Origin of the sequence: Arthrobacter sp. SW1 (genome assembly GCF_001766675.1) — a bacterium.
GTDB lineage: Bacteria > Actinomycetota > Actinomycetes > Actinomycetales > Micrococcaceae > Arthrobacter.
Window position 1 is genome coordinate 1 of the sequence record NZ_MJLT01000067.1, and the last position, 21,325, is coordinate 21,325.

Consider the following 21,325-nt stretch of genomic DNA (forward strand, 5'->3'; position numbering starts at 1 on the left):
GTTCCCAACCAACAACACCACGGCACCAAACCGTCAGGGAACCAACACAACAAAATACAGAACCAGCAAGCACCTGGTAACCACAAAGACTTCCCACCCCACACACGGGGACGGGTACAAGGGTTACGGCGGTCATAGCGTGGGGGAAACGCCCGGTCCCATTCCGAACCCGGAAGCTAAGACCCACAGCGCCGATGGTACTGCACCCGGGAGGGTGTGGGAGAGTAGGACACCGCCGGACAACCATTAGGTCGAGGCCCCCAAACCACACGGTTTGGGGGCCTCCCACATTTAACCCACAACACCACCAACAAGCAGCTGCCCGGCCATCCGGCGTCGGGCATCAAGGCAAATGCGCCCAGGGGCACGGTACCCGGAGGTGGCCGGAACCCCCGAAACCGGCCGAAAACCCGTGAATTTGGTCAAAAAAGCGCGGAAACACGCGGAATTTGCTGGCCGTGTCGGTCCAAGCTGGTAAGTTTTCGAACAGTGGCTCGTGCGCATACCGTGCGGGAGCTCCAGAAACGTACAGTCCAGGAGGACAACAATGGCTAAGAACCGTAGCGAACTGGTTGCAGAGGTTGCTGGCAAGGCTGGCACCAGCCAGGCTGCCGTGAACGGCGTGCTCGACGCCCTCTTCGAGGTCTTCGAAGCTTCCGTCGCCGCCGGCGAGAAGATCACCATCCCGGGCTGGCTGGCCATCGAGCGCACCGACCGCGCTGCACGCACCGGCCGCAACCCGCAGACCGGCGAGACCATCCAGATTGCAGCAGGCCACAGCGTCAAGCTGACCGCCGGCTCCAAGCTGAAGGCCGCTGTCGCCAAGAAGTAAGACACTTCGGCGAACGCCCTGAAGGCGGCAGGCATCATGCCTGCCGCCTTCTGCGTTTAAGCGGTGCGTTTGCCGACGGCCCGCTACTGCGGCAGGGCGCCGATTCGCGGCCCCGGCGGCCTTGGCGGACAATGGATAGGTGCCACAAGCAAGAACTTCCGCCACAGCCCCCCAGCCCACCCCGAAGGCAGGGGCCGGTGCGGGGACGGCAAACGGCGTCGGGCTTGCCTGGCAGCTGGCCGGCATCGCCCTCTTGCTGTTGACGCTGGCCGGGGCACTGCTCTTCTCCGGCGCCGCAGGCGCCCGGCAGGTGTCCGATCCCGGCGCCTTGGTGCGCTGGGGACTGCCCATGGCCAAGGCCATCCACAACGTCGCCCTGGCGACCGTGGTGGGCGGACTCATCTTCGCCGTCGGGATCCTTCCGCGGAACCTTCCCGGCCACCGGAGCAAGGACGGCGAGGAGGCCCCGGAGCACCCCCTGTTCACCCGCGCGCTGTCCGTCGCGGCTGCCGCCGGTGCCGTCTGGACCCTTTCTTCGGTTGCCGTCCTGGTGTTCAGCTACGCAGACATCGCGGGGCAGTCCGTCTCGGGCGACTCCGAGTTCACGCGTTCCCTGGTCTACTTCATGACCGACATCGAAACCGGCAAGGCCTGGCTCGCCGTCACGATCATCGCCGCCGTGGTGACCACCATCCTCTTCGGCGTCCGCTCCCTGGCCGGCCTCGCCTGCACCCTGGTCCTGGCGTTGTGCGGCATGGTGCCCACGGCGCTGATCGGGCACTCCTCGAGTTCCAGCGACCACGGCGGCGCCATCAACTCGCTCGGCCTGCACCTGGTGGGTGTTTCCTCATGGGTGGGCGGCATCATCATGCTGGCTGTCCTCTCGGGCATCCTGGGCGGCAAGGCCGCCGGCAAGGACCTCACCGAGCAGACCCTGCGCCGCTTCTCCAGCCTGGCCGGCTTCGCGTTCTTCCTGGTCTTCGCCTCCGGCGTGATCAACGCCAGCATCCGCGTGACCACCTTCGAGGAACTCACCGGATCCGCCTACGGGCAGCTGATCCTGGCCAAGGCCTTCGCCACGCTGCTCCTGGGCGGCATCGGCTTCATGCACCGGCAGTGGGTCATCCCGCAGCTCGGCCGCGGCGGCATGTCCGCCCGCCGGGTGCTGTGGCAGCTGATCCTCGTCGAGCTGCTCGTGATGGGCGCGACGTCGGGACTCGCCGTGGCGCTGGGCCGTTCGGCACCGCCGGAGCCGACGACGTACGCGCCGGACGCGTCGCCGTCGTTCATCCTGTCCGGTTACGAGCTGCCGCCGGAACTGACGCCGGAGCGCATGCTCACTGAATGGCGCTTCGACTGGATCTGGGTGACCGTGGCCGTCTTCGCCGCCGTGTCCTACCTGCTGGGCGTGGCCAAGCTGCGCCGACGCGGCGACTCCTGGCCGTGGCTGCGCACCGTGGTGTGGCTCCTGGGCCTCGTGGTCCTGACGTACATCACCTCGGGCCCCCTGGCGGTGTATGGCATGGTGCTGTTCTCCGTGCACATGGTGGACCACATGGCCCTCACCATGGTGGCCCCGCTGTTCCTGGTGCTCGGCGCGCCGGTGACCCTGGCCCTGCGTGCGCTGCCGTCGCGTGGTGAAGGCGCCCGCGGGGACGGCTCCCGCGGCCTGCGTGAATGGCTGCTGGTGTTCGTGCACTCGAAGTTCTCGCAGCTGGTGACGCACCCGCTGTTCGCCGCCGCGAACTTCGCCGGCTCGATCGTGCTGTTCTACTACTCGGATGCTTTCGGCTGGGCCATGCGGGAGCACGTTGGCCACGAACTAATGAACCTGCACTTCCTGCTCACCGGCTACATCTTCGTGCTGACGATGATCGGCACGGACCCGCTGCCGCGCCGGGCACCGTACCCGATGCGCCTCCTGCTGCTCCTGGCCACCATGGGCTTCCACGCGTTCTTCGGCGTGTCGATCATGGGCGGCACCGGGCTGCTGGCCGCGGACTACTTCGGCAACCTTGGCCGCACGTGGGGCGGCTCGGCGATCGCGGACCAGCAGCTGGGCGGCGCCGTGGCGTGGGGCATCGGCGAGGTTCCGACGCTCCTGGTGGCGATCGGCGTCGCGATCATGTGGTCCCGCTCCGATGAGCGAGAGACCCGCCGCAAGGACCGGGCGGCCGAGCGGAATAACGACGCCGAGCTGAACGCTTACAACGACATGTTTGCGCGGCTGGCCGACCGCGATGCCAGACTTGCACAGACCGAACGTGCACAGAACCACCCGGGGCACAGGGCTGCGAAGCAGGCCGACCCCGGCACGACACTGGAAGGACGCTGATGAGCGAATCCGTACGCACCCAACACCGGGTCCGGGCCTCCGAACTGGTGGGCCGCGGCTGGCTCAACACCGGCGGCAAGGACCTGGACCTGGAAGCCCTGCGCGGCAAGATCGTGCTGCTGGATTTCTGGACCTTCTGCTGCATCAACTGCCTCCACGTGTTGGATGAGCTGCGCCCGCTCGAAGAGAAGTACTCGGACGTGCTGGTGACCGTGGGCGTGCACTCGCCCAAGTTCGAGCACGAGGCCGATCCCGTGGCCCTGGCCGCCGCCGTGGAACGCTACGAAATCCACCATCCCGTGCTGGACGACCCGGAGCTGGCCACCTGGAAGGCCTACACGGCCCGTGCCTGGCCCACCCTGGTGGTCATCGACCCCGAGGGCTACATCGTGGCGCACCTCTCCGGCGAAGGACACTCCGGCGGCCTGGCCGTGCTCCTCGAGGAACTCGTGGCCGAACACGAAACCAAGGGCACCCTGCACCGCGGCGACGGCCCCTACGTGGCTCCCGTGCCGACGTCGGGAACCCTGCGCTTCCCGGGCAAGGCGACCGCGCTGGAGAACGGCAACTACCTGGTGGTCGACTCCGGCCACCACCGCCTGGTGGAACTGCGCCCCGACCTTGAGACCGTGGAGCGGGTGATCGGCTCCGGCACCAAGGGCTACCTGGACGGCCAGGCCGAGCTCGCCCAGTTCAACGAGCCGCAGGGCGTGGCCGTGCTGCCGTCCGAGCTTGCCTGGAAGCTGGGCTACGACGCCGTTGTGGCGGACACCGTGAACCACCGCCTGCGCGGCGTGACCCTGAGCTCCGGCTACGTCCAGACCGTTGCCGGCAACGGCATCCAGCGGTTGCTCGACGCCGGCCCCGCCCGGGTGACGGATACTGGCGCCGGGGAATGGGCTGCTTCCGCCGCTTCCGAACACCACGAGGGCCCCGCTGACTTCGCGGGCGACGCCGTGGACGTGGGCCTCCTGGGCCTCGGCACAGAGGTCTCCCTGTCCTCCCCGTGGGACGTGGTGTGGAGCGACAAGCTGCAGCGCGTGGTCATCGCCATGGCGGGCACGCACCAGATCTTCGCTTTCGATCCCGTGTCCGGTGAGGTGTCCATCCTGGCCGGTTCCGGCCTCGAAGGGCTCCTGGACGGCCGTGCCGAGGAAGCCTGGTTCGCCCAGCCCTCCGGCCTGGCCATCGACGCCGCCGGCGACATCTGGGTTGCCGACTCCGAAACCTCGGCCCTTCGCCGCCTGGTGCTTTCGGACGGCGGCGTGACCGTGGAATCCGCGATCGGCAAGGGCCTGTTCGACTTCGGCTTCCGTGACGGCGAAGCCGCCGAAGCCCGCCTGCAGCACCCGCTTGGCGTCACGGTCCTGCCCGACGGTTCCGTGGCCATCGCGGACACCTACAACGGCGCGGTGCGCCGCTACGACCCCGCGGCGAAGTCCGTGTCCACCCTGGCGCGCGGCCTCGCCGAGCCGAGCGACGTCGTCGTGGTCCATCCCGACGGCGGTGAACCGCTCCTGGTGGTGGTGGAGTCCAACAAGCACCAGCTGGTCCTGGTTCCGATTCCGAAGGAAGCGCAGCAGGTGGACGAGGGCGCCTCGCAGACGCAGCGGCCCAAGAGCCCGGTTGCTCCTGGGACACTGGAACTGACCGTGCGCTTCACGGCGCCGACCGGCCAGAAGCTGGACGACCGCTGGGGCGATCCCACGCAGCTGAAGATCTCTTCCACCCCGCCGGAACTCCTGGTGTCCGGCGGCGGGACCTCCGTAGGCCTGCTCCGCACGCTGGAGCTGTCCTCCGAGGTGCCCGAGGGCGTCCTGCATATCACCGCCCGCGCCGCGGCCTGCGACGGCCCCGAGACCGAGGACGGCGAGATCCCGGACCACGCCGCCTGCCACCTGTACCAGCAGGACTGGGGCATCCCCGTGGTCCTGCAGGCCGACGGCGACAGCGAACTGGTGCTGGACCTGCGCGGCATGGACTGACGCTTTAGGCACAAAAGAGGGCGGTCCGGGAATGCTCCCGGACCGCCCACTTTTGTTTGTGCCTGCTATCCGACGGGACCCGAGGCGCCGGGCTGGGCCGGCGGTACCGGCGGAGCCGGGGGAGGAGTCGGCGCCGCGGGCGGCTGCTTGTTCTCCAGCTTCTGCAGGGTGCGGGCTGCGGCCTCGCGGCCGCCCAGGCCGAAGGCGAGGGCGGCGGCCAGCGCGCCGCCGATAACCACCGCGCCGAAGGCCATGTTGATGATGGAATCCGCCAGGCCCATGTACTTCAGGCCCATGGCGACGAACAGGGCGATCGTGGCCCAGCGGACCACGGTGCCGGCCGTACCCGGGCCAAGGATCGAAGCCACGATGTTGGCGATCAGGAAGCCGGCCGCGATGATCAGGCCGCCGAAGAGCACGCTGCCGCCCAAGGCCAGGATCTGGTTGAGGATGGCCGTGACTTCCGGCAGGTTCAGCTGCCGTGCCGCCATGATGCCGAAGAACAGCATGATGGCGATCTTCACCAGCAGCGCGACGATGCTCGAAGCGCTCTGGTCTGCGGGCAGGATCCGCCACTTGTGCGCGAGGGAATCGGCACCGACGCCCTGCAGGGTGCTTTCAAGGATGGTGCCGATGAATTTGGCGATCACATAACCAAGTGCGAGCAGGATCAGCGCCGCGATGATCTGCGGGATCGCATTCATGATCATGGTCAGCATCTGCTGCGCGGGATCGGAAATGGCGGCGATGCCCAGCACCTGCAGGGCGCTGATACCCACCACGATGATGATGACCGCGAAGAGGAGGTTACCGATGATCGAGACGATCCTGGCGTTCTGTTCCTGCGCGCTGGCCTGGCCCGGTGCAGCGTGGCCCGGTACGGCCTGGCCTGGTGTGGCTGCGGCGTGGCCTTCTGCGGTTTCTCCGCGCCTGAACCTGGCCGTGAGCTTGCTGAAGTCCACCGTGCCCAGGGCCGTGGTGACCAGCTGCCGCACGATCTTGGCGATCATGTAGCCGATGAAGAAGATGATGCCCGCGCCGATGAGGTTCGGGATGAAGCCCATGACCTTGCCGAGCAGGTCCTGCACCGGGGCCAGGACCGCGGACAGTGCGAAGACCTGCAGAATGGCCACGAGGCCGAAGAGCCAGACGATCAGTGCCGCGACTTTACCGAGGGAGTCCCCCAGCTGTTGCCCGTCGCTCCCTTGGCGCTGCAGGGCTTTGAACCGGCCCACGAGCTTTGAGATGGCCCACTTGATCACTTTGGCGAGGAGCCAGGTCAGTATGAGGATGATCAGGGCGATGGCAACCTTCTGTGCCATGCCCGCCCAGTCGAAACTTTCAATGTTCATGACAACTCCTTCACTGGAAAAGTCTTTCCTGCGAACTGCTGTTGTCCCCTGTTACAGCAAAACATGGTTTGTCATGCCCAAACAACCAATTTGTTGAATTGGAAATTGTCTTTCTTGGGGCTAAATTGTCTTTCTTTTGGCTTTAGTAGCTCACCTGCGGGACCACCGTGATGCTGTTCTCGCCGATGTCGAGGCGGGTGGTGAAGCTGAAGTCCTGCACCTCATTGAGCGTGCTGACCTGGCCCGTGAACAGATCGATCTGCTTTGCCGTCACGCGCGCCTTGCCGTTGAGCGGCGCCACTTCCCAGCCGCCGTCGAAGGGTTCGATGCTGATCTTCGGGTATTCGGTGACCTGCCACTTGATGGTGCCCGGCTCGATGGGCGTGTTGGTCACGTGGTAGAACGGGCAGTCCGGTTGCAGCCGCTGCTGCTTGGTGGCCTCGGCGGCGCAGTTGTCCAGGTACTGCTTGATCTTCCCCGCCACGGCTTCGTTCATGGTGTCCGTGGTGCGGGTCAGCAGGTTGAGCGGGGTCTGGCTGGAGTGGTCGCCGGTAACCGAGGTGCGTACCGGGATGGCGGTGAAGAATTCTTCGCTGAGGCTGGCCTCGTACTGGCCCGGGTAGAAGACCGCGAAGCTGTTCCGGCCGTCCGGAAGGTTCACCGGAACGCCGTTGAGGTTGGCTTCGCTGGCGTTCACCACGGTGACATCGATGGTCGGTAGCGAGGACGGCACGAATTCCCAGTGGCCGAAGAACAACCATTCCGTGCCTGTGCGTTCGAGCAGGAACTCGGTGTGCAGCTGGTTGCCGTCGATCGTGTAGTCGACCGGCACCATGACACGCTTTCCGCCGCGTGGTTCGTGGTCGCCGACCTTGACATCGGAGATCTTCGACGCCGCGGTCTGCAGCGCCGTGCCGTCCAGCATCGCGGCATTTCCGCCCGGAACGGAAGCGTTCAGCAGGCCCAGCGCCGCGCCGCCGTCGCCCCTTTTGAGGGCCGCCAGATAGTCGCGCACAGGCTGCTGCGGGCTTGCCACGGTGCTGCTCACCAGGTTGATGGCAACAATGCATGCGGCCACGGCAAGCATCAGACCGAGCAGCCATCCGGCTGCGGTCTTGACGAAGGCTTGGCTGAGCTGCACGTCCCTTACGTTACCTGCCGGGGCGCCGATACCCGGGAAACGTTCCCCGTGCGCGGCTCCCGGAAGACGGAAAAAGAAGCGCCCGACGGCGGCGGGCAGCGTGTGCCGTCTGCCGCCGTCGGGCGCTGGCGAAGCGCTACGCTCAGCGCCGCCGGCGCGAAGAATTACCGAAAATGCCGCGCATCAGCTCGCGGCCGAGCTGGGTTCCGATGGAGCGCACCATGCTCTTCAGGCCGCCGCCGAGCGCGCCGCCCAGGGCCCCGGCAATGTCTCCCAGCCCGCCGCCGTCGTTCTGTCCTCCGGAACCCTGCGGAACCGGGGCCGGTGCCGGTGGCAGGTCGGCGGGCGGCGCCTGCGGGGCGGGGCGGCTGCTGGGCCGGCCGAGGATTTCCTCTTCGATGCGGCGGGCCTCGGCGTCGATGACGTTGGGATCGCTGCTGGCCGGTACCGGTGGCTGCCCGGGCGCGGCGTCTCCCGTGGGGGCCGCGGCCTGGCCGTTGAGTTTCTCGTAGGCAGAGAGGTTGTCCACGGCCGTGCCGTACTTGACCAGCAGGGACGAGGAGCCCACGGTGCTGCGGACGAGTTCCTCGGCGCTGGGGCCCATGACGGACTCGGGGGCGCGCAGGCGGGTCAGGGCCACCGGGGTGGGCGCGCCTTTTTCGTTCATCACGGTGATGACGGCCTCGCCGATGCCGGCGGAGGTGAGGGTTTCTTCGAGGTCATAGTCGCTCACCGGGAAGGTGGACACGGTGGCCTTCAGGGCCTTGGCGTCCTCCGGGGTGAAGGCGCGCAGGGCGTGCTGGATGCGGTTGGCCAGCTGGCCCAGGACGTCGGCGGGCACGTCCTTGGGGGTCTGGGTGACGAAGAAGATGCCCACGCCCTTGGAGCGGATGAGCCGGACCGTGGTGGTGATGGCCTCCAGGAACGCCTTGGATGCGCCGTTGAACAGCAGGTGTGCTTCGTCCAGGAAGAAGACGAGCTTGGGCTTGTCCAGGTCCCCGGCCTCGGGCAGGTCCTCGAACAGGTCCGCGAGCAGCCACATCAGGAACGTGGAGAAGAGCATGGGCTTGGACTGCAGCGTGGGAAGCTCCAGGCAGCTGATGACGCCGCGGCCGTCCGGTGCGGTGCGGAGGAGTTCTGCGGTATCGAACTCCGGCTCGCCGAAGAACTTCTCCAGGCCCTGGGCTTCAAGGCCCACCAGTTCACGCAGGATGACGCCGGCGGTGGCCTTGGAAAGACCGCCCAGCTGCTCGAGCTCGGACTTGCCTTCGTCCGAGGTGAGGAACTGGATGACGGCGCGCAGGTCCTTGAGGTCGATCAGCTCCAGGTTCTTCTGGTCCGCGAAATGGAAGATCAGCTGCAGGCTGGATTCCTGGGTGTCGTTGAGCTCCATGATGCGGGACAGCAGGATGGGACCGAAGGAAGTCACGGTGGCGCGGACGGGAATGCCGTTGCCGTCTCCGCCGAGGGCCAGGAATTCCACGGGGAAGTTCTTGGCGGACCACTGCTGGCCCAGGCTCTCCGTGCGGGCCGTGAGTTTTTCGCTGGCGGTGGCCGCGGTGGCCAGGCCGGAGAGATCGCCCTTGATGTCCGCGAGGAACACGGGGACGCCTGCCGTGGACAGTTGCTCCGCCATCATGTGCAGCGTGACGGTCTTGCCCGTACCGGTGGCGCCGGCCACCAGGCCGTGGCGGTTCATCATCGACAGCGGGAGCCGGACCTGTGCTTCCTTGCGGACTTCACCGTCCACGATGGCTGCACCGAGTTCGATGGTGGCGCCTTCAAGGGTGTAACCCTGCTGGATGGTGGCGATTTTCTCTTCTGCGGTTTTGTTGGCCATGCGCATAGCTTAGCCCTGCGCAGTGACGGCCGGGATTGCTTGGAAAGCGCATTCCAATTAGCGTGGTCGCATGACATTGAATCCCGGCCTGTGTTCAGTGACGCTGCGCTCGCGCAGCATTGACGAGGTGGTGGCCATTGCGGCGGACGCCGGGCTGGCCGGCATCGAATGGGGCGGCGACGTCCACGTGCCGGAAGCCGCCGCTGCCGCCCGGGCCAAAGCGGCCTGCGCCGAAGCGCAGCTGCGGATCTTCTCGCTGGGCTCCTACTACCGCGCCGGTACCTTCGGGGAGTTCGAGCCGGTCCTGGACGTGGCCTCCGCACTGGGTGCACCTCGCGTCCGCATCTGGGCGGGCAGCGTGGAACCGCACGAGGCCGACGCCGGGACCTGGGACGCGGTGGTCGAAGACACCCGGCGGATCGCCGCACTCGCGGCCGGGCGGGGCGTGGACCTCGCCTTCGAATTCCACAACCGCTCCCTGACCGCCACCGTCGACGGCACCCTCGAACTCTTGGATCGCGTGGACCGGCCGAACGTGGGCACCTACTGGCAGCCCGCCGTCGGGGTTTCCGATACGGAGGCGCTCGACGCACTGCGGAGCCTGCTTGGCCGGTTGATGGGCATCCACTGTTTTTCCTGGTGGCCGCACGGCGAGCGGCTGCCGCTCGATGCCCGTTCGGCGCTGTGGGAGGGAGTGCTGGAAACCGCGCGCGGCAGTGAGCGGGACCTCGACGTGATGCTCGAATTCGTGGCCGATGACCTTCCGGAGAACCTGCTCCGCGACGCGGCGACCCTGCGGGGCTGGCTCGGCTAAGGAGCCGGCAGCCGCACGGTCGCCAGGAGCCCGCCTGCCGGGAGCGCGTCGAGCGTGAGCGTTCCGCGGTGGGCGGTGACGATGCTCTTGACGATTGCCAGTCCGAGGCCCGCTCCCGCATGCCCATCTCCCGTATGCCCGGTCCGGACCCGTTCGTTGCCGCGGCGGAACGGCTCGGTGAGAGTCGGCAGTATCTCCGGGGCGAGCTGCGGGCCGGTGTTTTCGACGGCGAGCACCGCGCCGCCCGGCACCACATGCGTGCTGATCCGGACAGTACCGTGGTCAGGCAGGTTGTGGACGATCGCGTTGTGCGTGAGGTTCGTGACCATCTGCAGCAGCAGTGCCTGGGAGCCGGCGACGGCGGCCACCTCGCCTGAGACCTCGAGCCCGACGCCGCGTTGTTCGGCCAGGGGGAGCAGGGTTTCGGCGGCTTCCTCCGCGAGGAGCGACAGGTCGACGCGCTCCGGCGTGAAGGAACGCTGGCCGGCCCGGCTGAGCAGGAGCAAGGCCTCCGTGAGCTCGATGGCGCGGGAATTGACGGTATGGAGGCGGGCGATGAGCTCATCGGTATCCGTGTCCGGATCGTTGCGGGCCACCTCCAGGAGGGACTGCGTGATGGCCAACGGCGTGCGCAGTTCATGGGAGGCGTTGGCGGCGAATCGCCGCTGCTCGCCGACGTGGGCCTCGAGCCGCTCAAGCATCGTGTCGAAGGCATCGGCCAGTTCGCGGAATTCGTCCTGCCCGCCTGGCATCCCGATCCTGTGCGAGAGTGATCCTCCTGCGGCCTGGCGGGTGGCTGCCGTGATTTTCGTCAGGGGCGCAAGCATCCGGCCGGCCAGGAACCAGCCGCCCGCCAGGCCGAACACCAACAGGAAGACCATCGCCCACACAGCACGCGGGACGAAGGCCTTCTCGAGGTCGCTGCGGCTTGGGACAGGGAGGCCGTACAGGTCGACCAGCGCCGACGAGTCCGGGACGTAGCGCAGCAGGAACAACCAGACGACGGCGAGCAGCAGCACGCCGGCGACCATGAGGAAGCCCGCATAGCTGAGCGTGAGTTTGATGCGGACGCTCAGGCCGGGCGGCCTCGCTGTACCTGGCCTCGCTGTACCTCGCGTGTTCATGGCGCCGGCTCCTCGATCCGGTACCCCACGCCGGGCACCGTGGCGATGACCCACGGTTCCCCGAGCCGCTTCCGCAAGGCCGAGACGGTGATCCGTACGGCGTTGGTGAACGGATCCGCGTTGTCGTCCCATGCCCGCTCGAGCAGTTCCTCGGCGCTCACCACGCCGCCGTCGGCCGCCACAAGGACTTCCAGGACCGCGAACTGTTTCCGGGTCAGCGGCACGTACCTGCCATCGCGGAACACCTCGCGGCGGAACGGGTCCAGGCGCAGGCCGGCAATTTCCCGCACGGGCGGCCTGTTGTAGGCGCGCCTGCGGTCGAGCGCCCGGAGTCGGAGGACGAGCTCGCGCAGTTCGAAGGGCTTGGTGAGGTAGTCGTCGGCGCCGAGTTCGAAGCCGGACGCTTTGTCATCGAGGCGGTCCGCGGCGGTCAGCATCAGGATCGGCAGGCCGCTTCCCGAGGCCACGATGTGCCGGGCGACTTCGTCTCCGGAAGGTCCGGGGATATCGCGGTCCAGGATGGCGACGTCGTAGCTGTTGACGTCCAGCAGCTCGAGGGCGGCGTCTCCGTCCCCGGCGATATCGGCGGCGATGGCTTCCAGGCGGAGGCCGTCGCGGATGGCCTCGGCCATGAGGGGTTCGTCCTCGACGATCAATGCGCGCATAGTGCCTCCATGCTAGGCGTCGGCGCATATCGCGGGTGTATGGAAATCCGCATACGCCCTGGCAACACGGCACGGCCTTGACTGCTTCCATGCCGTATTTACACCAAACGCACAAGCCCCGCCGCAGGTGGATACCCGCGCTCCTCGCCGCGGGAGCGGTGGCGGCCGCGCTCGCTGCTGCCCAGCCTTTGGCCGCATCCCTCGCGTCGCCGTCTATGTCTGCACCGGCCGAGAGCTCGGAGGCCAGCGGTTCGCCGGTGATCGAGGTTCCAGGTGTCCAGGGGCGGGAAGCTGACCCGCCGGGCCGCCCGCAGCCCCACGGTGGCGTGTTCGACGACGGCGCAGTGTTCGACGACGGCGCTCCCGCCGTCGCGAATTTGGACGCCGCCTTGCTCGGCGCGCTGCGGGAGGCTGCCGCGGCTGCCGCAGCGGACGGCGTGGAGTTCCAGATGACCAGTGGATGGCGCTCCGCGGAGGAACAGCAGCGGCTGCTCGACGACGCCGTCGCCCGCTATGGGTCCGAGGAGGAAGCCCGGCGCTGGGTGGCCACCCCGGAGACATCCAGCCACGTGTCGGGGAACGCCGTGGATATCGGCAAGGCGGATGCGACGGCCTGGTTGTCGCGGCACGGCGCGGCGTACGGCCTGTGCCAGATTTACGCCAACGAACCCTGGCACTATGAGCTGCGCCCCGAAGCCGTTACCGCCGGCTGTCCCGGAATGTACGCCGACCCGACCCAGGATCCGCGGATGCAGCAGTAACTATGCCCGCGCCGTGCTGCGCCGCAGACGCACTGTGCCGCTGATCCCGGCGGAGGCGGCGCCGTCGGGGTCTGCCCCGGAATCCAAGAGCGCGCCGAGCGTCACCTGCCGGCCGATGTCCTCCAGCGGCAGGCCCACCGTGGAGAGCTCGGGCTGGAGGTCCCGGAGCCATTCAATGTCGTCGAAGCCGGCCAGAGCGGCGTCTTCCGGGACTGAAAGACCGTCCCCGCGCAGGGCGGCGGCGACGCCGATCGCCATCACATCGTTCCCCGCAAAAATGCAGGGCCGCGCGCTCTCTGCCCGCAAGCGTGCGGCGAGCCGGGAGCCGGCGTCGAATCCGCCGTCGCGGTTGAAGGCTGCGTGCAGTACCTCCGCGGCAGGCCGCCCGGCGTCCGCCAGTCCGCGCTGGAAGCCGCGAACGCGCTCGTCCGAGGTGGCCAGGCCGTCCGGTCCCGCCGCGATCACGAACGGGCCATCGTGGCCGGCGGCGAGTTCCGTGGCCAGCTGCCGGGCGAGTTCCTCGTTGGGGACGGGCAGCGTGCTGTAGCCGTCAATTTCCGGCAAGCCGATGATTCCCTGCCCGACGACGCCGAGCCGGCCGCCGTTGCGGCAGTACCGTTCGAGCTCGGCGGCGAGGTCCTGGTTGGCGGCGGCGTCTTCGGCCCGGTGCGAGCGGGAGCCGGCGATGACGATCGCGTCCGCGCGGCGCGCGGCGAAGGCCGCGGCGGCCTCCTTCTCTCCGGCGGGCGTGCCATCCGTGGTGGCCAACAGGACCATGCGCCGCTTCTGGTGTGCCGCCTCCTGGACGCCGCGGGCGATGGCCGAGAAGTAGGGGTCGGCGATGTCATGGACGATCAATCCGATGAGGCCGGTGCTGGATTTCGCGAGGGCCTGGGCCTGGAGGTTGGGTACGTAGCCGAGGGATTCGGCGGCCTTTCGGACGCGTTCGGCGATGCCTGCCCCGGGCGTCCGGGCCGAGCCGTTGAGCACCCGGGAAGCGGTGGCGGGGGAGACGCCCGCGAGCTTGGCTACCTCGGCCAGCGTGCTTGCAGCCACGGATTTCCTTTCCCTTGTGCGGTCTCCGCCCATTATGGCAGCTTGCGGGAAAGTTCTGGAAAGCGCTTGCCAAGGTGGATGCCGACGTGCACACTGGAGCAAATGGGAATGCGCTTTCCATCAATCCGCACAACGACTGGCCGGGCACTCGCCCGGGACCTTGGAGGACACATGGGCTTCGAAACAAAGACGATCCGGATCGCCATGAACGGCATCACCGGCCGCATGGGCTACCGCCAGCACCTGCTGCGCTCCATCCTGCCCATCCGCGACGCCGGCGGCTTCACCCTGGAGGACGGCACCCGGGTGCAGGTGGAGCCCATCCTGGTGGGCCGCAACGAGGCCAAGATCCGGGAGCTGGCCGAAAAGCACAAGGTGGCCGAATGGACCACGGACCTGGACGCCGTCATCAACGATCCCTCGGTGGACATCATCTTCGACGCCTCCATGACCAGCCTCCGTGCCGCGACCCTCAAAAAGGCCATGCAGGCCGGCAAGCACATCTTCACCGAAAAACCCACGGCGGAAACCCTCGAAGAAGCCGTGGAGCTGGCGAGGATCGGCAAGGAAGCCGGGGTCACCGCCGGCGTCGTGCATGACAAGCTCTACCTCCCCGGCCTGGTGAAGTTGCGCCGCCTGGTGGACGAAGGTTTCTTCGGCCGCATCCTCTCCATCCGCGGCGAGTTCGGCTACTGGGTCTTCGAAGGCGACATCCAGGCTGCGCAGCGCCCGTCCTGGAACTACCGCAAGGAAGACGGCGGCGGCATGACCACGGACATGTTCTGCCACTGGAACTACGTGCTGGAAGGCATCATCGGCAGGGTCCGGAGCGTCAACGCAAAGACCGCCACGCACATCCCGGTCCGCTGGGACGAAACCGGCAAGGAATACCAGGCCACCGCGGACGACGCCTCCTACGGCATCTTCGAACTCGAGACCCCGGGCGGCGATCCCGTGATCGGCCAGATCAACTCCTCCTGGGCCGTGCGCGTCTACCGCGACGAACTGGTGGAATTCCAGGTGGACGGTACGCACGGCTCCGCCGTCGCCGGCCTGAACAAGTGCGTCGCCCAGCAGCGCGCCCACACGCCCAAACCCGTCTGGAACCCGGACCTGCCGGTCACCGAATCCTTCCGTGACCAGTGGCAGGACGTCCCGGCCAACGCCGAACTGGACAACGGCTTCAAGCTGCAGTGGGAGGAATTCCTGCGGGACGTCGTCGCCGGCCGCGAGCACCGTTTCGGCCTGCTCTCCGCCGCCCGCGGCGTCCAGCTCGCCGAGCTCGGCCTGCAGTCCTCGGCCGAACGCCGCACCATCGATATCCCGGAGATCGTGCTCTGATGGCGGCCCTCCTTCTCCCGAGCCCCGACGGCGGCACGCGCCCTTACGCCCTCCGCCCCGCGACGTCCTGGGCCAAGCCGTCCGCGCCTTTGACGTCGCGCCGCGCCTACGCTGCCGCCCACGTCATCCCGCTCACGACAGCGGACAACACCCCGGCTGCCCCGGCTTCCCTCGACTGGGACAACACCCTGGCCTACCGCCACGAGCTCTGGTCTTACGGCCTCGGCGTGGCGGACGCGATGGACACCGCCCAGCGCGGCATGGGCTTGGACTGGGCCGCCACGCAGGAGCTGATCCGCCGCAGCGCGAAGGAGGCGGCCGCCGTCGCCGGTTCCTCACAGCCGGCGACGGCGGACATGTCCGTCCGTGACCTCCTCGCCTGCGGTGCCGGAACCGACCAGCTGGACCTTGGGTCCCTGCCGTCCGGGGCCGCCGGCCTGGCGGCCGTGATCGAGGCGTACCGCGAGCAGATCGCCGTGGTCAGCGGTGCCGGCGCCAAAGTGATCCTCATGGCCTCGCGCGCTTTGGCCCGCGTGGCAAGCGGCCCCGAGGACTACCTGCACGTCTACTCCACCTTGCTGCAGGAGGTGTCCGAGCCGGTCATCCTGCACTGGCTGGGCACCATGTTCGACCCCGTGCTCGCCGGGTATTGGGGTTCGGACGACGTTGAGCAGGCCACGGAGACGTTCCTTTCCCTTATCCGCGAGCATGCGGACAAGGTGGACGGCGTGAAGGTCTCGCTCCTGGACGCCGCGCACGAGGTGGCGCTGCGCGCGGCGCTGCCCGCCGGCGTCAGGCTCTACACCGGGGACGATTTCAACTACCCGGAACTGATCGACGGCGATGGCACCCACCACTCGGACGCGCTGCTGGGCATCTTCGCTGCCATCTACCCGGCGGCCTCGGCGGCGCTGCAGAAATACGACGCCGGCAACCCGGCCGAGGCGCGGGCCATCCTGGACTCCACCCGTGAGCTCGGCAAGCACATCTTCAGCGCACCGACCTTCTACTACAAGACCGGAATCGCGTTCCTGTCCTGGCTCAACGGCAAGCAGCCGGGCTTCCAGATGGTGGGCGGGCTGCACTCCGGGCGTTCCGTGCTCCACCTGGCCCGCACCTTCGAACTGGCGGACCAGGCAGGGCTGCTGTTGGATCCCTCGCTGGCGGAGTTCCGCATGGCCGGTTTCCTGCGGGTGAACGGGGTGGGAGCATGAGTTTCGATCGGCTGTCCCTCAACACCGCCACCACCAAGAAGTGGACCCTCGCCGAGGCCGTGGAGGGCTGCGTCCGCGCCGGGATTCCCGCGATCAGTCCGTGGCGGGACCGTGTGCACGAGGCCGGGCTGGACAAGGCCGCGCGGATGATCCGCGAGGCCGGCCTGCGCGTCTCTTCGCTCTGCCGCGGCGGTTTCCTCACCGCGCCCGACGCCGACGGGCAGGCCGCCGCGCTCGCCGACAACTTCGAGGCGGTCCGCGAAGCCGTGGCGCTGGAGACGCGGGAACTGTTCCTCGTCGTCGGCGGCCTCGCCCCCGGCGAGAAGGACGTGGTGGCTGCCCGGCAGCGCGTGGCGGACCGCCTGGAGGAACTGGTGCCGTTCGCCGTTGAGAACGGCGTGCGCTTGGTGTTGGAACCGCTGCACCCGATGTACGCCGCGGACCGGGCGTTGATCTCCACGCTGGGGCAGGCGCTGGACCTCGCGGCACCCTACCCGGCGGACGCCGTCGGGGTGGCCGTGGATACCTTCCACGTGTGGTGGGATCCGGAGCTGAAGGCGCAGATCCAGCGGGCGGGGCGGGAAAGCCGGCTCGCCTCGTACCAGGTATGCGATTTCAACCTCCCGATCGCCTCTGACGCCCTGCTGTCCCGCGGCATGATGGGCGACGGCGTGATCGACTTCGCGACCATCGGCGGCTGGGTGCGCGACGCCGGATACACGGGCGATATCGAGGTGGAAATCTTCAACCAGGAAATCTGGGACGCCGACGGAAATGCCGTGCTGGAGACCATGAAAAAACGGTACGCGGAACTGATTTTGCCCTACGCCTGAGGCTGTGACAAAGGCCTCCCTCCGGCGCCCTTGACGGCCGCCGGAGGGAGGCCCGAGCATTGAGCGTAGCGTTCGGTTCTCGGACGTTTTTTCATGTGTTTTTGGCCGGAAATGGGCTCGTTTATGGGACTGTGGTTGGACGTCGCCGGATGGACCGGTGCTGTGCTGATGCTCGCTTCGTACCTCTCTGTTTCCATGGGCTGGCTACGGGCCGGCCGGCGCTTCCAGATAGCGAACCTCATCGGCTCCACGGCCTTCATCCTCAACGGTGCCTACTACGGCGCGTGGCCGTCCGTGGTGACCAATGTGGCCTGGTTCCTGATCTCGGCCGTGGCCCTGGTCCGGATGCGGCAGGGTTCCGCTGCGGACGAGTCTGTCCCGGCCGGTCCGGAAGCCGGGGTGCCCGACGCCGAAGCAGCCTCCGCGGCAGTGTCGGCCGTAGTGACGGCGGCCGTTCCCGTGGTCACCGCAGCGGTGCCGATCGTGACCGGCGCTGTGCCCGTGGTGCCCCGAGCCGCCGCCTACGGTTCACCGGTTCCCGCGGAGGGGTAGTGCCTGGAATCGATGGTTCCCTTCCGAATCGATGATGGGCACCATCGACTGTGAAGGGAACCATCGAAACGGCGGGCCCGGCCCCTTTGGCACACTGATCCCATGGCGCAATTCAAGATCTACGGCAACGCGGAATCATTGGCAGGCAAACAACAGCAGATTTCGGACGTGCTGCACCAGGCATCCGTGGGCGTGCTCGGCTTGCCCGCAGACAAGCGTTTCCACCGCTTCATTCCCCTGGATCCGGAGTCGTTCATTTACCCGGACTCGCGGAGCAGCAGCTACACGATCATCGAAGGCATCCTCTTCGAAGGCCGCGAGGTGGCGACCAAGAAACGCTTCTACCGTGCCCTCTTCGACGGGTTCCGGGACACGCTTGGCATCGAGCCGAACGACCTCGAGATCGTGCTCATCGAAACCCCGCGCCACGACTGGGGAATCCGCGGCCTGCCCGCCGACGAACTGAACCTCGACTACAAGGTGCGAACGTAGGCGCGGCACATCAACTTGGATTCCAGGGCAGCCGGTTCTGCTGGATCAGCCTCCCAGGGTGCGACGCTTGGCGGCGCTGAATTCTTCGTCAGAGAGTGCGCCTTTGGCGTGGAGCTCCGCAAGAAGAGCCAGTTCTGCCGCCACGGGCTTTCTGCCCCGCAACTTCCGAAGCACTGTCCGCGGCACGCCCGCGTGGGTGTCTGCTGACGGTACTTCCCGCGCCTGCTGTCCCGACGAGCGCTTGCCGGCAAATGCGACGGCGAGGGTAATCACGAGAACGCCTAACGCGATTCCCAGCGGGATCCGAAAGGGCTCCGCCGCGCTCGCCACGGCCGCAATAACCACCCCAGCTACAACCGCGTACAACACCGCAATCCGAAGCCACTTCCGGTTCATGCTGAACACCAGCATGTATCCGCCGGGGCCGGTGGAAACCGCATGTTCGTTCATCTCCCGAGGATAGCCCCGCGCATCTTCGCTGACCATCCCAGGCCGCTGCGCCTACATGAAGCCGGGCTTACTGGTGAAAGGGAAGCACTGAGCCTTGGGGGAAAGGCAACACTCCTTGCGCGGGGGTCATGGTGAACCACTTGCCTTCCTGCTTGCTCGCAACAATGATGACTCTCTGACTGGTGCCGAGCGGGATGGTGCGCACCTAGCGGTTCCGGTAACTGAGGTACACCACGCCGTTGCCGAAGCGGCGCTCTTCCAGCTGTTCGAGGTTGAGCCCGACGCCGTCCGGCAGGAACCGCTTGCCGGCCCCCACCGTCACGGGGCTGAGGAAGAAACGGAACTCGTCCACCAGGCCCGCCTTGATGGCTTCCGCCGCCAAGGCGGCCCCGCCGATGGAGAGGTCCCGCCCGGCTGAAGCCTTCAATGCCCGGACGGCACCGGCGTCGAACGTTCTTTCAAGGCGCGTCCGCGCGGTGACGGGCTCCGTCAGGGAGGTGGAATAGACGATCTTGTCCGCCGCGTGCCAGATGTCCGCGTAGTCCTTGATGACCTGGGGCTCGCTGCTGGTGTCCAGGTCCTCCCACCACCCCATGACCTCGTACATGCGGCGGCCGAGCAGGTAGGTTCCGGCTTGCCGCTCGAGCTCGTTGACGAAGGCATGGACCTCCTCGTCCGGGGCGCTCCAGTCGAAGTTGCCCTCGGCGTCGGCGATGTATCCGTCCAAAGACGTGATGGCTGTGTAGATCAGCTTGGCCATGCTCCGAGGGTACGCCTGTCAGCTGCGATGCAGGCTGTGCCAGAGCAGCGCGACCGAGAGGGAGGTCCTGGATTCGGCGTTGTCCAGCGGGAAACCGAGCCGGTGTTCCAGCCTGCGGATGCGCGCGTACAGGGCCTGGCGGCTGATGTTCCGGGCCCGTGACAGGGAGGACATGTTGCCTGCGTGCTCCAAGTACGCGGCCAGGAGCTCCAAGCCTTCCCGGTCCAGCGGCTCCAGCAGCGGCCCCAGCTCTGCCTGCGCGAAGGATTTCACCCGGGGATCCCCGCCCAGGAGGGACAACAGTCCCCGGAGGCGGACGTCCCCGAAGCGGTAGAACGGACGGTTCCGCGAACCCAGGGTGGCGGCGGTCTCGGCCACCTGGTCGGCGTCGTCCAGGCCGCGGGCGGCCCGGAGCAGCGAACGGTCAGCCTTCCCCACGCCGATGGTGCAGCCCACGCCGGAACTCCGGGCCCCGGCAGCCAGGCGGTGCAGCATGGAATCCTCAAGTTCCAAGGCCGCCAGGGGAAGCAGGATGGCCACGGATCCCGCGCGCAGGCTGGCGGCAAGAATCGACTGCCGCTCCTGCCGCGACCAGTCCTGCAGGGCATCCAGGAACGCGCGCTCGCGGAGCTGCACGGCTGTGGCATCCGAAGGATCGGTTCCTCCTTCCCGGCCGGCAACGTCCAGCCGCGCAACGACGGGAACACACGCGGCCGCGGAGGACAGGCCCAGTGCACCCGCCCGGGCCACGGCTTCCGCTTCGCTGGGCGGCGACGCCTGGCGGAGGTCCTGCACCAGGCCGGCCCGCGCCTGGAACAGCAGCTCGCGCCGGTCCCGTCCGGCCATGCGGGCCATGGTGAGCGCCTGGCCCGCGCGCTCAAGGACCTGGAGGGCGTCCTCGAAATCCCAGCCAGGGGCATCCCCGGTGTCCGTTGCGGGCGCTGCCAGGGCGGGGGCCACGAGCCGGCCCCAGCGCTGCCCTTTCAGGCCCACAGGGGTCTGGAGCCAGCGCTCGCCGCCGGTCCCGAAACCGGTGTGGTTGAGGTAGCCGACAAAGCGGGAACGTTCGGCCCACTCATCCAGCAGCTTGATGGGGTTTTCCTGCACGGCGGCGTAGCTGAGCACCAGGTGGGCGGGGTCCTCGAACACCACGGGGCTGCCCAGCAGTTCCGCGGTGGTCCGCACGATGTCGGCCTCCGCGGCATTTTCCAGGCCCAGTGCGGTGAACACTTCGTGGACCTGCCGTGCCCGTTCCAGCCGGATTACCTGCCGGTCCATGAGCGCTTTGTGCGCGGCTTCGGTGACCTGGACAAAGCGGGTCCGGCGCGTGAGGAGGATCAGCGGCGCCGCTGCCACGGACTGCGCTGCCCCGCGCAAAACGTCGATGGCCGCGGTGTCCGGGGCGCCGTCGTCGTCCACCAGTTCGACGACGACGGCGGCCGCGCCGGCCGTGCGGAAACGCGCCAGGAACGCGGCGGTCAGTTCAGGGGAGTGGCGGAAGGCGAGCCCGGTGGTGAGGACCAGTTCGCCGCCTTCCAGTAGCGCGCTGGTGTCCGCTTCCTCGGCGATGTGGACCCAGCGGACCGGCCGGTCGAGCTCCGCCTCGCCGGCGAGGATCTCCGGGGAACCGGCCAGCAGCGGCGGCAGGGCGAGGGCGTCCCGGACGGTCAGCGGGCGCTGGGCGGCGGGCGAAAGCATCGACGGCGACGGCATGGACACAGTGTAAATCTGATCTTGGAATTGGGTACAACATGTCAGGTGCGCGCGGGATTGCCGGG

At 67.7% G+C, this 21,325-nt stretch carries 19 protein-coding genes and 1 rRNA gene; 11 read left to right on the forward strand and 9 right to left on the reverse strand.

Features of this window, described 5'->3' with window-relative positions; all coding sequences use genetic code 11:
* The first annotated feature begins 124 nt into the window (after nucleotides 1-124).
* From rrf to BIU82_RS17015, 4 genes are all read left to right on the forward strand, one after another.
* Nucleotides 125-241 (forward strand): 5S ribosomal RNA (rrf, locus tag BIU82_RS17000).
* Nucleotides 242-547: 306 nt separating this feature from the next.
* A complete protein-coding gene (locus BIU82_RS17005; protein WP_070350644.1) occupies nucleotides 548-832 on the forward strand; it encodes an HU family DNA-binding protein in 285 nt (94 codons plus the stop codon).
* A 139-nt stretch (nucleotides 833-971) separates the two neighbouring features.
* Entirely contained in the window at nucleotides 972-3,167 is a 2,196-nt protein-coding gene (locus BIU82_RS17010) for a cytochrome c oxidase assembly protein (protein ID WP_070350645.1), read from the forward strand.
* The gene (locus tag BIU82_RS17015) at nucleotides 3,167-5,152 is read left to right on the forward strand and encodes an NHL domain-containing thioredoxin family protein (RefSeq protein ID WP_070350646.1); all 1,986 of its coding nucleotides are present in this window, start codon (nucleotides 3,167-3,169) and stop codon (nucleotides 5,150-5,152) included. Before BIU82_RS17010 ends, BIU82_RS17015 begins: the two co-directional genes overlap by 1 nt.
* 65 nt (nucleotides 5,153-5,217) lie before the next feature.
* On the opposite strand, the gene BIU82_RS17020 is transcribed toward BIU82_RS17015, so the two are convergent.
* The 3 genes from BIU82_RS17020 to BIU82_RS17030 form a co-directional block, all read right to left on the reverse strand.
* Complete coding sequence (locus BIU82_RS17020; RefSeq protein ID WP_070350647.1) at nucleotides 5,218-6,504, reverse strand: mechanosensitive ion channel; 1,287 nt, start codon at nucleotides 6,502-6,504, stop codon at nucleotides 5,218-5,220.
* Nucleotides 6,505-6,646: 142 nt separating this feature from the next.
* Nucleotides 6,647-7,591, reverse strand: a complete 945-nt coding sequence (locus BIU82_RS17025) for a hypothetical protein (RefSeq protein ID WP_171906578.1) — start codon at nucleotides 7,589-7,591, stop codon at nucleotides 6,647-6,649.
* A 196-nt stretch (nucleotides 7,592-7,787) separates the two neighbouring features.
* Nucleotides 7,788-9,485, reverse strand: a complete 1,698-nt coding sequence (locus BIU82_RS17030; protein ID WP_171906572.1) for a helicase HerA-like domain-containing protein — start codon at nucleotides 9,483-9,485, stop codon at nucleotides 7,788-7,790.
* A 70-nt stretch (nucleotides 9,486-9,555) separates the two neighbouring features.
* Between BIU82_RS17030 and BIU82_RS17035 the strand changes: the two genes are divergently transcribed.
* Nucleotides 9,556-10,299, forward strand: a complete 744-nt coding sequence (locus tag BIU82_RS17035; RefSeq protein ID WP_070350650.1) for a TIM barrel protein — start codon at nucleotides 9,556-9,558, stop codon at nucleotides 10,297-10,299.
* On the opposite strand, the gene BIU82_RS17040 is transcribed toward BIU82_RS17035, so the two are convergent.
* Both BIU82_RS17040 and BIU82_RS17045 read right to left on the reverse strand, forming a co-directional pair.
* The gene (locus BIU82_RS17040) at nucleotides 10,296-11,423 is read right to left on the reverse strand and encodes a HAMP domain-containing sensor histidine kinase (protein ID WP_070350651.1); all 1,128 of its coding nucleotides are present in this window, start codon (nucleotides 11,421-11,423) and stop codon (nucleotides 10,296-10,298) included. The two genes, BIU82_RS17035 and BIU82_RS17040, sit on opposite strands and share 4 nt — an antisense overlap.
* Nucleotides 11,420-12,088 (reverse strand): response regulator transcription factor, encoded by a 669-nt coding sequence (locus BIU82_RS17045; protein WP_070350652.1) that lies wholly within the window; start codon nucleotides 12,086-12,088, stop codon nucleotides 11,420-11,422. Before BIU82_RS17045 ends, BIU82_RS17040 begins: the two co-directional genes overlap by 4 nt.
* An 89-nt stretch (nucleotides 12,089-12,177) precedes the next feature.
* Between BIU82_RS17045 and BIU82_RS17050 the strand changes: the two genes are divergently transcribed.
* A complete protein-coding gene (locus BIU82_RS17050; protein ID WP_070350781.1) occupies nucleotides 12,178-12,849 on the forward strand; it encodes a M15 family metallopeptidase in 672 nt (223 codons plus the stop codon).
* Here BIU82_RS17050 and BIU82_RS17055 read toward each other — a convergent pair whose 3' ends face one another.
* The gene (locus tag BIU82_RS17055; RefSeq protein WP_070350653.1) at nucleotides 12,850-13,905 is read right to left on the reverse strand and encodes a LacI family DNA-binding transcriptional regulator; all 1,056 of its coding nucleotides are present in this window, start codon (nucleotides 13,903-13,905) and stop codon (nucleotides 12,850-12,852) included.
* 171 nt (nucleotides 13,906-14,076) lie between these two features.
* Between BIU82_RS17055 and BIU82_RS17060 the strand changes: the two genes are divergently transcribed.
* The 5 genes from BIU82_RS17060 to BIU82_RS17080 all read left to right on the forward strand — a co-directional run bounded on the left by BIU82_RS17060 (nucleotide 14,077) and on the right by BIU82_RS17080 (nucleotide 18,337).
* The gene (locus tag BIU82_RS17060) at nucleotides 14,077-15,246 is read left to right on the forward strand and encodes a Gfo/Idh/MocA family oxidoreductase (protein WP_070350654.1); all 1,170 of its coding nucleotides are present in this window, start codon (nucleotides 14,077-14,079) and stop codon (nucleotides 15,244-15,246) included.
* Nucleotides 15,246-16,460 (forward strand): dihydrodipicolinate synthase family protein, encoded by a 1,215-nt coding sequence (locus BIU82_RS17065; protein ID WP_070350655.1) that lies wholly within the window; start codon nucleotides 15,246-15,248, stop codon nucleotides 16,458-16,460. The genes BIU82_RS17060 and BIU82_RS17065 overlap by 1 nt, the downstream gene beginning before the upstream one ends.
* Complete coding sequence (locus BIU82_RS17070; RefSeq protein ID WP_070350656.1) at nucleotides 16,457-17,293, forward strand: sugar phosphate isomerase/epimerase family protein; 837 nt, start codon at nucleotides 16,457-16,459, stop codon at nucleotides 17,291-17,293. Before BIU82_RS17065 ends, BIU82_RS17070 begins: the two co-directional genes overlap by 4 nt.
* A gap of 123 nt (nucleotides 17,294-17,416) precedes the next feature.
* Entirely contained in the window at nucleotides 17,417-17,845 is a 429-nt protein-coding gene (locus BIU82_RS17075; RefSeq protein ID WP_070350657.1) for a YgjV family protein, read from the forward strand.
* Between the two features lie 102 nt (nucleotides 17,846-17,947).
* The gene (locus tag BIU82_RS17080; protein ID WP_070350658.1) at nucleotides 17,948-18,337 is read left to right on the forward strand and encodes a tautomerase family protein; all 390 of its coding nucleotides are present in this window, start codon (nucleotides 17,948-17,950) and stop codon (nucleotides 18,335-18,337) included.
* 45 nt (nucleotides 18,338-18,382) lie between these two features.
* Here the strand turns inward: BIU82_RS17080 and BIU82_RS17085 are convergent, their stop codons facing one another.
* The 3 genes from BIU82_RS17085 to BIU82_RS17095 all read right to left on the reverse strand — a co-directional run bounded on the left by BIU82_RS17085 (nucleotide 18,383) and on the right by BIU82_RS17095 (nucleotide 21,260).
* Entirely contained in the window at nucleotides 18,383-18,787 is a 405-nt protein-coding gene (locus tag BIU82_RS17085) for an SHOCT domain-containing protein (protein WP_216099043.1), read from the reverse strand.
* A gap of 205 nt (nucleotides 18,788-18,992) precedes the next feature.
* Nucleotides 18,993-19,547, reverse strand: a complete 555-nt coding sequence (locus BIU82_RS17090) for a dihydrofolate reductase family protein (protein WP_070350660.1) — start codon at nucleotides 19,545-19,547, stop codon at nucleotides 18,993-18,995.
* A gap of 18 nt (nucleotides 19,548-19,565) precedes the next feature.
* The gene (locus BIU82_RS17095) at nucleotides 19,566-21,260 is read right to left on the reverse strand and encodes a PucR family transcriptional regulator (protein ID WP_083292404.1); all 1,695 of its coding nucleotides are present in this window, start codon (nucleotides 21,258-21,260) and stop codon (nucleotides 19,566-19,568) included.
* Between the last annotated feature and the right edge of the window lie 65 nt (nucleotides 21,261-21,325).

Excerpts from the sequence above, each read along its gene's own strand:
- BIU82_RS17005 (WP_070350644.1), top strand. The coding sequence starts at position 548 with ATGGCTAAGAACCGTAGCGAACTGGTTGCAGAGGTTGCTGGCAAGGCT.
- BIU82_RS17015 (WP_070350646.1), top strand. The coding sequence starts at position 3,167 with ATGAGCGAATCCGTACGCACCCAACACCGGGTCCGGGCCTCCGAACTG.
- BIU82_RS17020 (WP_070350647.1), bottom strand. The coding sequence starts at position 6,504 with ATGAACATTGAAAGTTTCGACTGGGCGGGCATGGCACAGAAGGTTGCC.
- BIU82_RS17025 (WP_171906578.1), bottom strand. The coding sequence starts at position 7,591 with ATGCTTGCCGTGGCCGCATGCATTGTTGCCATCAACCTGGTGAGCAGC.
- BIU82_RS17030 (WP_171906572.1), bottom strand. The coding sequence starts at position 9,485 with ATGGCCAACAAAACCGCAGAAGAGAAAATCGCCACCATCCAGCAGGGT.
- BIU82_RS17035 (WP_070350650.1), top strand. The coding sequence starts at position 9,556 with ATGACATTGAATCCCGGCCTGTGTTCAGTGACGCTGCGCTCGCGCAGC.
- BIU82_RS17040 (WP_070350651.1), bottom strand. The coding sequence starts at position 11,423 with ATGAACACGCGAGGTACAGCGAGGCCAGGTACAGCGAGGCCGCCCGGC.
- BIU82_RS17045 (WP_070350652.1), bottom strand. The coding sequence starts at position 12,088 with ATGCGCGCATTGATCGTCGAGGACGAACCCCTCATGGCCGAGGCCATC.
- BIU82_RS17050 (WP_070350781.1), top strand. The coding sequence starts at position 12,178 with ATGCCGTATTTACACCAAACGCACAAGCCCCGCCGCAGGTGGATACCC.
- BIU82_RS17060 (WP_070350654.1), top strand. The coding sequence starts at position 14,077 with ATGGGCTTCGAAACAAAGACGATCCGGATCGCCATGAACGGCATCACC.
- BIU82_RS17065 (WP_070350655.1), top strand. The coding sequence starts at position 15,246 with ATGGCGGCCCTCCTTCTCCCGAGCCCCGACGGCGGCACGCGCCCTTAC.
- BIU82_RS17070 (WP_070350656.1), top strand. The coding sequence starts at position 16,457 with ATGAGTTTCGATCGGCTGTCCCTCAACACCGCCACCACCAAGAAGTGG.
- BIU82_RS17075 (WP_070350657.1), top strand. The coding sequence starts at position 17,417 with ATGGGACTGTGGTTGGACGTCGCCGGATGGACCGGTGCTGTGCTGATG.
- BIU82_RS17080 (WP_070350658.1), top strand. The coding sequence starts at position 17,948 with ATGGCGCAATTCAAGATCTACGGCAACGCGGAATCATTGGCAGGCAAA.
- BIU82_RS17085 (WP_216099043.1), bottom strand. The coding sequence starts at position 18,787 with ATGAACGAACATGCGGTTTCCACCGGCCCCGGCGGATACATGCTGGTG.
- BIU82_RS17090 (WP_070350660.1), bottom strand. The coding sequence starts at position 19,547 with ATGGCCAAGCTGATCTACACAGCCATCACGTCTTTGGACGGATACATC.
- BIU82_RS17095 (WP_083292404.1), bottom strand. The coding sequence starts at position 21,260 with ATGCCGTCGCCGTCGATGCTTTCGCCCGCCGCCCAGCGCCCGCTGACC.